Below are 11,634 nucleotides of genomic sequence, written 5' to 3' on the forward strand. Positions count from 1 at the left end.
CCGCCAGTTGCGTGCCCGACTAACAGTCCATGCCATGCAAGCTCTGACCGAATTATCCTCACCAGTCAGCGTATCGATCACAATCATAGCCAAAGACCGATTCGAAATTTCACAGCACAGTTGTTGACCGCAACGGCGGTAGAGAAGCTGCCTATGGAGTCATACACCAGGTTTTGGCGAGGTGGTTGCTGACAAGTATGCGCTAAGACTGGTTCAGCGTGGAGGGGGCAAAGCTTGATGATCGGTTCGCGTGGCCCTGACTAAATATCACGAGCATGAACTCTGACCAAAAACTTCACCCACGGCGCTCTTTCCGCGCAAAATCAGCTTTTCTGCACCTACACTCGTGCCATGAAAGTTTTTGTTACTGGCGGCGCTGGCTACATAGGATCACACACCACGCTGTGCCTGCTTGAAGACGGCCATGAAGTGGTGGTATACGACAATCTGTCGAACTCCACGGTGCATTCTCTCCGCCGAGTGCAGGAGTTGACAGGCCGGGTGGTTGATTTTCGAGAAGGCGACCTCCTCGACGGCGACGCAATCGATCAAGTGTTTGATGAAGGTGGTTTCGATGCCGTGATACATTTTGCGGGCTTGAAAGCAGTTGGGGAGTCTGTTGCTAAACCAATACGATACTACCGGAACAACGTTGTCGGGACGCTCAATTTGCTTGAAAGCATGGAGAAGGCCGGGCTGCGGAGACTGGTTTTTAGTTCGTCCGCGACGGTCTATGGCGACTCCAGTGACGTCCCGCTCGTTGAGAAGTCGCCGTTGGATGCCACTAACCCTTACGGGCGCACGAAGGAGCAGATAGAGGACATCCTGTCAGACCTCCGGGCCTCGGACCCCCGCTGGAGCATCGCGATCTTGCGCTATTTCAATCCGGTCGGCGCGCACGAATCCGGACAAATAGGTGAGGATCCGCAGGGGACCCCCAACAATCTACTGCCGTTTGTGGCTCAGGTCGCCGTTGGTCGACGCGACAAGGTCTTTGTTTACGGAAATGACTACCCGACGCCGGACGGTACAGGTATCCGCGATTACATTCACGTCATGGATCTTGCAGCAGGACACATTGCGGCCTTGGGCTACTTGGAATCCCACACGGGGGACTTCCGCTGGAATCTCGGTACCGGACGCGGGTCTTCAGTCCTGGATGTAATTGAAGCTTTCAGTGCCGCTGCTGGACATCCCATTGCGCATGAATTTGCTCCGCGACGTCCTGGAGATGTTGCTGTGAGCTACGCGGACCCCTCGGGAGCCTTGGCCGACTTAGGTTGGTCTGCTCGCCGTGATCTGGACCGGATGTGTCAGGACCACTGGCGGTGGCAAAGCTCGAATCCCTATGGTTACGCTGGGCCGCCGACATCTAATGATTTGAGTAGCAACTAGAGATTAGGCCTTGGGCGCACCCGATCCTTAATCGGACGCCATAAAGGAACACCTTAGAAGCGGTGCGCCTACCTGGAATCTAGCCGGAACGCGTGTCCGGGTACACTTGGAAAGGCTCTTGGCTCGGCGAGCCCTTCAGCATGCCTTTCGCCATCTTCAACACAGGGGGACCTAGGTTTGGATCTTCACGACTATATTCGGATTCTAAGGCGGAACTGGGTTCTGATTGCGGCCATGGTGCTCGCGGGAACTTTGGTTGGAGCTGGTGCTGCGATGCTAACGACGCCGACTTATACATCGCGAACGCAACTGTTTGTGGCTATCCAGAATTCTGGGTCAGTGCTGGAACTGCAGCAAGGAAACTCTTTCAGCCAGGCACGTGTTCAATCGTACGTAAAAACCGTTCAGTCGCCGGTGGTGCTTCAGCCAGCAATTGATTCCTTGGGGCTAAACACTTCTCCCGAGGAACTTGCGTCTCGTGTAACGGCCACAAACGAGCTCAATACTGTCCTTATCGATATCTCTGTTGAAGACCGATCACCTGTCCAGGCAGCAGCCTTGGCTCAGGCCATCGCAAATAGTCTCATCGGGGCCGTGGATTCGTTGGAGAAGCCAAAAACAGGTGGAACGTCGCCGGTCAGCCTGTCGGTAATTACACCCGCTAAATCGTCGGCTTCGCCGACCGCCCCGAACACTCGTATGAATATCGCGCTGGGATTCGTCTTGGGTTTGGTTCTCGGAGTAGGAGCAGCTATTGTCCGCTCCAGCCTGGACAACCGCGTCCGGGGCGAGCTAGATCTCCGGTCTGTGACCGACTTGCCGCTGCTTGGCGGCGTTGCATTCAGTGCAGATGTGCCCAAGAGCCCGCTCCTAACGCAGACATCGCCGCAAAGCCCGAGAGCGGAGTCCTTCCGGCAGATGCGAACTAACCTGCAATTCGCCAACGTGGCAGGCAAGTCGAGGTCGGTCATCGTGACTTCATCATTGCCTGGGGAGGGCAAGAGCACCACTGCCACCAACCTGGCCATTTCACTGGCTCAAGCTGGGCAAAAGGTGTGTCTGGTAGATGCTGATCTCAGGCGTCCTTCGGTCAATCAATATTTGGGACTGGACCGAAACGTAGGTTTGACCACCGCACTCTTGGGTGAGATGACCGTGGGAGACCTGTTACATAAATGGGGCGATGACGACTTATACGTGCTTACTTCGGGCCGCATCCCGCCGAATCCGAGTGAATTGCTTGGATCTCAGGAGATGCAGCAACTAATTGTGGCTTTGGAAGGTGCCTTTGATGTTGTTGTCATTGATACACCCCCAGTTCTCCCTGTCACGGACGCGACGGTACTTGCCCAACACGTCGGTGGCGTAATCCTGGTCGTTGGCGCGCACAGGATCAAGAGGAATGAACTGGAACGTTCACTGCAAGCGCTGCGCCTGGTCGAGGCAGACGTGTTGGGTGTGATCTTGAACCGGATCCCGCTCAAGGGCGCCGACGCGTATGCATATTCATACGCCAACCGAGAGAGCCCGGAAAGTCCAACCGGCACACGTCCTGGGGTTGCAGTTCGCGGAAGCTCCACCCCTCCAACGGATCCTATGGGCACTGACAGTTTTGACGGTCTTATTGATGCGAATACAACTTCATCGAACACCTTTCCTCGGGAACGTATCCGCCGCAGTAATCTGTCGTAGCTACTTTCGAGAGACAGGTTCGGCTCGAAATTTTGGTGAGGATGCGGCGTGATGACGTCGATTATGCCCACTGGGTTTCTCGGCGGATGAGGCATCAGAGTTTCATGTAGAGAAGGTGAAGGGGGAATTTTGAGAGTTAGTTTGTCTTCTCGTGAGCTCGTCTGGGGTGGCGGCGAAGTCTTTCTCCATGATCTTGGAATGGAGCTGCACGCCAGGGGGATCGATGTGACTTGGCGTGTTGAACCCGAGAGCGAGCTGGCCCTTCGGGCGACTTGTGGCGAATTAGTTTCCCGTAGGTCAAGGGCGTCCTACGACTTGCTTGTTGCCAACGATTTTCGCTCACTTTGGCAGGCTATTGCCTTGGATGGACTCCGGAAAGTCGCCTTTGTCGGGCACGGTGCGTGGCAATTCAGTCCCATAAGGGCCAGGATCATAAGGCTTGTGCGAGCTACAACCTTCGTGGTGAGCAAGTCTGTGGCCATAGACGCAGTCTCTAAGGGACTGACTGGAGATGTACCAATCCTGCCGTTGGGCCCGGGCGTTTGGTCTTCTCGTCCGGAGAACTCGCTGGAGTTCCTAGATCCGGAAAATCTTCGCAATTTGACGTTGGGCAGCGTGGCTCGGCTTGATCCCATAAAGAGATTGCCTATGTTTGCTCGCGTAACTGCCTCGCTAGGCGTCCGTGCTGCGCTCGTGGTGCCTAGACCGGCATCCGAGGCCGAGCAGGAGCTGTTGGACTATCTGTTGACGTTTTCCCATATTGACCTGCGCGTTGGTGGAGATGTTAGCCGCCTGTGGACCGACATAGATGTCTTCTTGAGTACTTCTGAGGCGGAATCGCTAGGTCTTGCTCACTTGGAGGCTTTGCAAAGCGGTGTTCCAGTCGTATCTACGGCCGCCAACGGACCCGAAGACTTTCTGATTCATGAGCTTAACGGCGGTTGGATCCCCCAAGCCAATGAGGAAACAGCCGTCTCTGAGGTTAAGGAAGCGCTGACTTCCCTGTGGTTGAGTCGAGCCACATACTGGGATCAAGCCGAAGAGGTTCTGAGAAGTCGTAACATCGCTCGATGTGCCGATCTCATTCTGAGTGGTGTCAAATGAGAGTGCTCATTGTTCACCAGGGATTCGAGAAGTCGCATGCTCTTGGGGCCATCATCCGAAGAGACGGAATAGTCCAGGCACTGAGCAATAGGGGCTCACAGCCAGATATGGTGACTATGCTGCGCCGGCGGCGATTCCCCGCTGAAGTTCTTAGTGCCAGCCGGTCAGAAATGGTCGACGGTCAGCGGCTTGCGGATTTACGTTCGGATTATGATGCAATCTTCCTGGAGGGGCTTCCGGTTGCTGTTGCCGTAATTTCAAGAATGCGGAGTCGAACCCACGGGAGAATACACGTTGACGTGTGCGACAGTTGGGTCCGTTTGGCGGATGCAGGCCAGGGTGCGGGCACGGGGATACGTTCCAAGGCAGTTAAGATCCTAAAAGTCATGTTGGCGCGCTTCGCCCTTCTATACGTGAGCCGACGTGCCGACTCAGTCTCCTATATTTCAGATTTAGATTTGGAGTCTGACGCAAAATATCTAGCTCAAAATGCGACGCGCTTCGTAGTGCCAAACGGAAGTCCCGTCGAAGTCCAGTCTGCACCAGTGGAATGGTCGCGCAAGGGCCCAATGGTGGTTGTCGGGGATTGGTCTTACCCCCCAAACCTTCAAATGCTTGACCAAGTAGATGAATGGTATTCGAGAGGCCCGGGCTGTGAACTGGACAAGGCGCTTAATGTGGTAGGGCCGAATCTTGCGAAAGTTCCATCAGGTCTAAGTGATGCAAACATTGTTGGGTGGGTTGATGAGATTGAATCAGCTTATTCTGGAGTAAGCTGTGCGCTCGCGCTTACGAAGTCGGGGAGTGGTGTAAAAAACAAAGTCCTCGAGCCACTTTCCTTCGGCATCCCCGTAATCGCGACACAAGATGCCTTGAACGGGATTTCATACGATCCGAGAATGGTTCTGCCCTTCCGCGATAATCTAAGCGTCAATGAGATCAATGCTTGGCTAGATGACCTAGAGATGAATGGCAGAAAGTGCTTGAACGCACCATCATGGGACGAGAATGTTGCAACGGTGGCGGACTACTTACTGCAGGGAATGGAACGATGATAGTACTTACGGCATTCGAGGCTATTCCTGGGGCTGGTACCGAGGCAGGGCTGGCGTGGAACTGGGGCAAGGCCTACGTCGACGCTGGGCATCGCGTCACTGTTCTTACAAGCGGTAGCGATTCTTCGCAAGACCATGTTAAGGCTTGGCGCGACGCCGGCATAGAGGTTGTGTTTTTAGGAGGAAGCGGAAAGGCCCGTGCTCCCCAGTCACCGCGAGAACTCTTGATCGTCGCGCAGTACATCAATCGCTGGCTTGGTGAATGCCGTAGGTGGCTTGATGAAAATGGAAGCCGAGTTACGGCAGTGCATCACGTCAGCTGGGGGTCAGTTCGCATCCGTCCTTCATTCCTCAAGGTACGGCATCCCCTGACTACCGTTTGGGGTCCCCTTGGCGGCGGTCAAATGGCAAAATTTTCTGGGCTACTGCCTCATAATCGGATACACGAGTCCGTCCGCGCACTCTCTTTTCCCTTCGGTTGGCTGATGAGGCGAATTGACTTCATCATGCACAAAGATCCAACGCTAACGTTGGCAACAAACTCTGCAACTCTGGCTTTCGTTCGTTCACTAGGTATTACCTCGGCAAAGCAGATGTTGGCAGACGGAATCCAGCCTGAGCGGATAGCCGCGGCAACGAACGACAAGTTGGGCGACCCTGTCGAACTCGTGTGGCTCGGTCGCATGGTGGCTTCCAAAAGAGCAGATGTTGCTATTGGCTTGTTGTCGTCGTTGCACAAGAGGGGAATACCGGCACGACTAACGCTCATCGGAGATGGACCGGAACGACCGACTCTTGAACGTAAGGTAAAAGACCTCGAGCTGTCTGGGTTTGTTGAGTTCTCAGGACGTATTCCTTGGGAGCAGACCTTTGACTACTACGATAGAAGTCATTTCTTAGTGTTTACAAGCATGCGTGATTCATCATGTCCGGCCGTTGTCGAAGCCGCCGCTAGAGGGTTGCCTTCACTGTGTGTGCGGCATCAAGGAGTTGCTAGTTTGGTGCCTGACTCTGTTGCCTTCGGCCCCGAGAATTTCAGTTCAATAGCACGTCTCCAAGAGGACTTGGCCGACGTAGTTGCAAACTTCCAATTTTCCCCTTCCGAGTACAGAAAGGCTTCACAGAACGCCTTGGCATTCGCTCGTAGCCAGACCTGGGGACAGAAGGTTCAAACCGTACTTCGGGATCTTGAGGTAAGGAGAGCTCATGGGCCAGCTTAGAGTGCTAACTCTTTTGATCAGATTGGATGGTGGTGGAGCGGAGCGTAGCGTCGCGCGTATCGTTGGTCCCCTAGCCAGCAGAAGTGTGCTTGTCGACCGCTATGCCATTGATCCCGCTTGGCCAGGGGAGGATAGCCAACCGGACAAGACGCTAACTTCCAAGCCCGTTCGGGGGCCGCTTCGACTCCTTGTTGCAGCAAGACGCCTGGCTTCGACTATTCGCGCCTCTCGCCCCGACGTAGTACATCTCCACTGTGAAGCTCCTGAAATAGTTGGCCTCATAGCTCGCCTCTTGACCATAGGTCAGAAGTTCAGCATTGTGGTTACTGATCACTCCATGAAGTCGTGGTCTGGAGTAAGGGCTCCGCTCGGCTGGCTTATTCGAAATGCGCTCCAGGGATTCGGTGCCGTTTACGTGAGTTGCTTCAATTCGGCAGCCAAGCAGGAGCGTGCCCGCGTGATATTGAATCCGTCGGGCAAGCTTGGAGTTTTGGCTGCGAGTCCGGACAGCGGCGGTCGCTTGGTTGTAATCGGTCGTGTCATTGAAAGTAAGAGGATCGATGAGGTACTCCGGGCTGCTCGTTTGTCATCCTGGAACGGCGAAATACTGATCGTAGGTGCGGGACCAAATATGGAGAGCCTGCAAACTTTAGCCGAAGAGCTGGATCTCAAAGTAAGCTTTCTTGGGCACCAGAGGAATCCGTGGAGCAGTGTCGCGCCAAATGATCTGTACGTATCCGCTAGTTCTTTTGAAGGTGAACCCCTCACGCTCATTGAGGCAATGCAATATGATCTGTCGGTATTAGTGAGTGATATTCCGGCTCACGTTAAAGTCTTGAAGGGCCACCCGGGGATCTTTGCGTCAAGGGCTCAATTGAGTGAATTTCTCTCCCTGTACCTCTCGGAGCCTGCCCACGGTAGGTTCAAGGTCGACCCGTCGCTTCGCAAAGAGATATTGGCAGCAAGAGATCCCATGCGAATAGCCGAGGAATGGGAGTCTTTATATCGAGCTATCACTTAGTCTGGGAATATTTTGAAAACTAATCAACAACGCTCAACGCAATGTTACTCGTGGAACGGCAAAGGAAATTTGGGGGATGACTGGATTGCTGAGGTCAGTCAGCAGTACTTCTCCCGTGCAGTGGGAGTTCATGAGAAACGTAGCTTTAACCCATTGCGGCTTGGAAAACACCGGCTGCAAACGGTCGCGGGGGAATCCGTTAGAGGGGAGCTAGTCCTGTGGGGCGGAGGCTGGATAGCCTCCGACCGACCGTCCTCGAGAACTCTGCGCGCATGGTCCAGGCACGTCCGAGGACAACTCGATGCTATTTCAGGCGTTGGTTTGGGAATTGGTCCATTCCTAAATCTCAGTGCCGAACAGTCGGAACAGATGGACACACTCTTTTTGGCCTTCGGGGGGAAGCTAGGCGTCCGGACCTTTGCGGACCTAGGCCACGTTCCAAAACCCTATTCGGCCATGGTCGGATGTGATGTAGCGCTTTTGGACCAAAGGTTCCTCGGCGGTGGACAATATTCCGGGCGGGACAGTGATTACGTCGTGTTCTCGTTCCCTGGCTACTCGCCTCACTGGGCTTTGACCAGGCCGTGGTTGACCGAAGAATGGTACGCTTCAACGATTCGTGACCTAGCGGCACAAATATCACAGACACAGCGCATTGTGTTCGTGGAGTTCGATCAAGTCATCGGACGCGTCAGCGACAGTGACTATTGGGCTGGACTGCCTTGCACGCTTGCAAGGCCAGCAACGATCGAGGATGCTGCCGCCCTATTTCGGAATGCCTCGCATGTCTATGCCGGGCGCTTACACGCAGCAATCCTTGGGTCCGTGCTAGGCGTTCCGACGTTGGCTTTTGCATACCATCACAAGTTTGAGGTTGTATCGGAGCTTGGAATTCCAACAGTCGGCTTGACTGGTCCATGTGCGACTTTGCCGAAACCAGAACGGCCGGACATGACCATTCTCGAGTCAGTACGCCAGCGAGGCTTGGACGTGCTCTCCTCCGTGCGTACTGATGGGTGACCTGGCGAGTCGACCGATGGAAAATGTAGTCGCTAAGCACAGGATTCCCGCGCGCTTGGCCCAGTCGGGGCTTGTCGCTGTATTCGTTGCTGGATGTCTCCCCGGGTTCTTGGTGTCGTTTCCCCAGCTGGCGGCCGTGGGATCTCTGAGCTTCGGGTTGTTTGTCTGCGGCGTTGCCTTATTATTTGCATCAGTTCTCACAGCGGTTACTGAAGGCATGAGCCGTCACAAACAGCCTTGGATACCAGTTCTCATGCTGGCGGTGTCGGCTTTAATTCCATTCATCTCTCCAGATGTGGACTTTCCGGGCGACAACAGAAACTGGTTGATCACGCACCTAGTCTTCATAGCCATACTCATGAGTGCCCAATTCTTCACGTTGGAGCTAATCGCCACCTTGCTCCGTGCTGGTTTGATAGCCAGCGTAGCCACACTGCTAGGTGGCGCTCAGGCGCTCGCGGTGGACGAGCGCAGTCTATTTGTCTTGGACGGGCGACTCCGAGGTGTCTTTGGTCATGCCAACATGACAGGCCTTGTTGCTGTGGCAACCTTGCTTTTGGCGCTTGGTGCAACTAAATGGCGCAAATTCGACCTAGTACTTTCAGTTTGTGTTGTGCTGGCAGCGATGTCCCTGACGTCGTTGGCCGCAGCATGTATCGGACTTGCGGCTTGGCTTGTCCGAGCGCGGGCTGCGCGCCTAGCCGTCTTGGTACTGGGGCTTATCTCACTCTTTGTGCCCATGATTTTAGTGTTGACAATGGGTTCTAGGCTGGATCCGCAATTGTTTACGGGTCGCTCCGGTACTTGGCAGTGGGCATTGAGTTTAGACTTTGATCGGTTCACAGGCTTGGGTACTGGGCTATTTGAAACGCTAGGAGCTGGCAAGTTTGTGCCATGGTTTCACGCTCACAATCAAGTAATCATGGACTATGTGACCGGTGGATGGCCGCTGGCGACCGCAACTGTTTTGCTCTTGGCTTCAATCGGGGCGTGGGCAGTGTCAGCTCATGATCCGCGTCAGCTTGTGTTGTGGTGCGTGCTTGTACTGCAATGCCTGACTGAGGTTCCTCTTATCTTGAACTATCCGAGCGGAGGCATGCTTTCCACGGCTATCATCGTCGTCGTCATCCTCCAGGTTCCGAGTATTAAACCTTCAGCGCTGAATGGGATCGAATCGACGAAAACTCTATCAGGAAGTCTATTGCGTGGCTAAGTGGTTATCCCGGTTGTTCAGGGTTCGAGCTGCACCGTATGCTGTCGGTATTCTGGCCTCCACTGGCTCGACATATGTTCTATTCTTGGTATTTTCATTGGTATCCCCTCCTGATTCCCTTGGCCTTTTTGCCTTGTGGGGAGGGATTGTTGCTATTTTTATACAATTCATCGATGGGATCTCTGCGCAAAGAATTGCCCAGGGTCATCAGGATCTATCAACTATTTCGCCACTTACACATGGTTCGGTCAATTTCTTAAACCTGTCGCGTTTCGGGGTTGTAGTCATAGTGGGACTACTTACGTCGCTTATGGCCTTTATTGCGGACCCTGCAATGACCATCGGTGTTTTTGTGATGCTGACTGGGCAAGGCGCTTATGCCCTATGTGTGAGCACTCGAGTTTATGGACCCCCCGAGTCACTACTGCGCCTGCAACTATTCAACTGCCTTGTCTACCTCCTGGTTTCTGCCGGATGCTTCTTGTTGCCTGAGGCTCCGTCAGGGAACTTACTTATGATTCTCAGCGGGGTGGCATCCTTAGCGGCAGCGCTACCCAGTCTCATTCGGGATTTCATCGATCGGCTTCGGATGGATCTGCCATTGACGAAGGAGTTGAAGCAGCTGTACTTAGGACAGTCGTGGAAGCACCTGGGTAGCTTAGCCGCATACCAAGCCGTCAACGCGTTTGGTGGCGCTGTTGATACTTTGCTGACGGCGCTGGGCGGGTTGCGGACGGCTGCTGAGTACCAGGTTGTCAGGCGTCCTATGCTTGCGTTGGGCAGCCTAAACGTCGCTGTCGGCCAGCATGCTCTCAACCGCTACGCCCAAGGTTCTACGAAGGGCTGGCCGATGGCACTAGCGAGGCTCACGCCTGTCCTAATTGCTTGGCCGCTGCTAGGACTAGCCGGGCTTGCTGTGGTTCGATGGATTACTCCCGACGACTACGATGTATCGATTCTTGCCGGAATCCTGTTGGCGACATCATTTGCGCTTAGTGCATTTCTGCAGATCACGGGAACAATTATTTTGGTCCGAAGCCATACGTTCGCTCTATTTGTTTCCTCGTTGGGTCGAATTCTCGTACTTGTCCTTGTGGCTTACGTGGCCGTTCCATCATTGGGGGTCGTCGGTATAGGCATCGCCGTTGTACTTGCGAATGTCTTCCTCTTGGCGGCTCATTTGTGCTTGCTTGTCTTTGGTGAACGTGGGAACGGACGGCATCGTAAGGGCTCCAGTCGGCTGTAAATCGGCCCTTCGCAGATGAGCATGGTTAGGGCGGCCTGAAAGTGCCGTCTTGGGGTTGGCCGTTTGCGGTGCGGCGTGTCGCGGCGGGAAAGAGGTCAGGGCCTCTTTGAATTGGTTGCGACCAAGCAAACCAACACCCAAAAGAGACCCTGACATGACTAACTCTATGTCCTGTTCCGATGGCCGCTGGTGCACTCGCGCTGATGCGCTACTCGGTGTTGAGGGCATCCACGTCAACTCCGTCACGGCAACCCGGACCGGCCTGATTCTGGGCGTCGAGACCGGAGAAGATGCCACCGGTTGTCCGCACTGCGGCGTTGTTGCCGTGGGCCATGGCCGCCGGCGGGTCCGGCTTCATGACATTCCGTGTTTTGGCAGGCCGGTGCGGCTGCTGTGGGCCAAGCGTGTCTGGCGGTGCCCGGACCCGGACTGCCCGAGAACGACGTTCACCGAAGAACACCCGCTGGCAGGATCACGCGCGAAACTCACCGCCAGGGCCGCCAGATGGGCGACCGACGCGCTGCAGTGTTTCGACACCTCCGTTTCCGCTCTGGCCCACCAACTCGGCGTTTCCTGGCACACCGTCTGGGACGCCGTCAGGGTGGAAGCATCCCTGCGGATCGCAGCGACGGACCGCCTCGAAGGAGTGGACGCACTCGGCGTTGATG

At 54.8% G+C, this 11,634-nt stretch carries 10 protein-coding genes; all 10 read left to right on the forward strand.

Features of this window, described 5'->3' with window-relative positions; all coding sequences use genetic code 11:
- The first annotated feature begins 351 nt into the window (after positions 1-351).
- The gene (gene galE, locus ACLRGI_RS17130) at positions 352-1,395 is read left to right on the forward strand and encodes a UDP-glucose 4-epimerase GalE (protein ID WP_419202764.1); all 1,044 of its coding nucleotides are present in this window, start codon (positions 352-354) and stop codon (positions 1,393-1,395) included.
- A gap of 177 nt (positions 1,396-1,572) precedes the next feature.
- Complete coding sequence (locus ACLRGI_RS17135; protein ID WP_419202765.1) at positions 1,573-3,087, forward strand: tyrosine-protein kinase domain-containing protein; 1,515 nt, start codon at positions 1,573-1,575, stop codon at positions 3,085-3,087.
- Between the two features lie 198 nt (positions 3,088-3,285).
- Positions 3,286-4,191, forward strand: a complete 906-nt coding sequence (locus ACLRGI_RS17140; protein ID WP_419202766.1) for a glycosyltransferase — start codon at positions 3,286-3,288, stop codon at positions 4,189-4,191.
- Between the two features lie 611 nt (positions 4,192-4,802).
- Positions 4,803-5,246 (forward strand): glycosyltransferase, encoded by a 444-nt coding sequence (locus tag ACLRGI_RS17145; RefSeq protein WP_419202767.1) that lies wholly within the window; start codon positions 4,803-4,805, stop codon positions 5,244-5,246.
- 485 nt (positions 5,247-5,731) lie between these two features.
- Positions 5,732-6,466: a glycosyltransferase gene (locus ACLRGI_RS17150; protein ID WP_419202768.1), complete on the forward strand. Its 735-nt coding sequence runs from the start codon at positions 5,732-5,734 to the stop codon at positions 6,464-6,466.
- Positions 6,453-7,487 carry a glycosyltransferase family 4 protein gene (locus ACLRGI_RS17155; RefSeq protein ID WP_419202769.1) on the forward strand — a complete coding sequence of 345 codons (1,035 nt, stop codon included), beginning with the start codon at positions 6,453-6,455 and terminating at the stop codon, positions 7,485-7,487. The genes ACLRGI_RS17150 and ACLRGI_RS17155 overlap by 14 nt, the downstream gene beginning before the upstream one ends.
- 456 nt (positions 7,488-7,943) lie before the next feature.
- On the forward strand, positions 7,944-8,507 hold the full coding sequence (locus tag ACLRGI_RS17160; RefSeq protein ID WP_419202774.1) for a polysaccharide pyruvyl transferase family protein: 564 nt from the start codon (positions 7,944-7,946) through the stop codon (positions 8,505-8,507).
- A gap of 136 nt (positions 8,508-8,643) precedes the next feature.
- Positions 8,644-9,720, forward strand: a complete 1,077-nt coding sequence (locus ACLRGI_RS17165; RefSeq protein WP_419202770.1) for an O-antigen ligase family protein — start codon at positions 8,644-8,646, stop codon at positions 9,718-9,720.
- Complete coding sequence (locus tag ACLRGI_RS17170) at positions 9,713-10,966, forward strand: hypothetical protein (protein ID WP_419202771.1); 1,254 nt, start codon at positions 9,713-9,715, stop codon at positions 10,964-10,966. The genes ACLRGI_RS17165 and ACLRGI_RS17170 overlap by 8 nt, the downstream gene beginning before the upstream one ends.
- 154 nt (positions 10,967-11,120) lie before the next feature.
- Positions 11,121-11,634: transposase family protein (locus tag ACLRGI_RS17175; RefSeq protein ID WP_419202772.1), on the forward strand; the 514-nt coding region annotated here is incomplete at its 3' end.

The organism is Paenarthrobacter sp. PPS72, assembly GCF_048537125.1.
Taxonomy (GTDB): Bacteria; Actinomycetota; Actinomycetes; order Actinomycetales; family Micrococcaceae; genus Arthrobacter; species Arthrobacter nitroguajacolicus_E.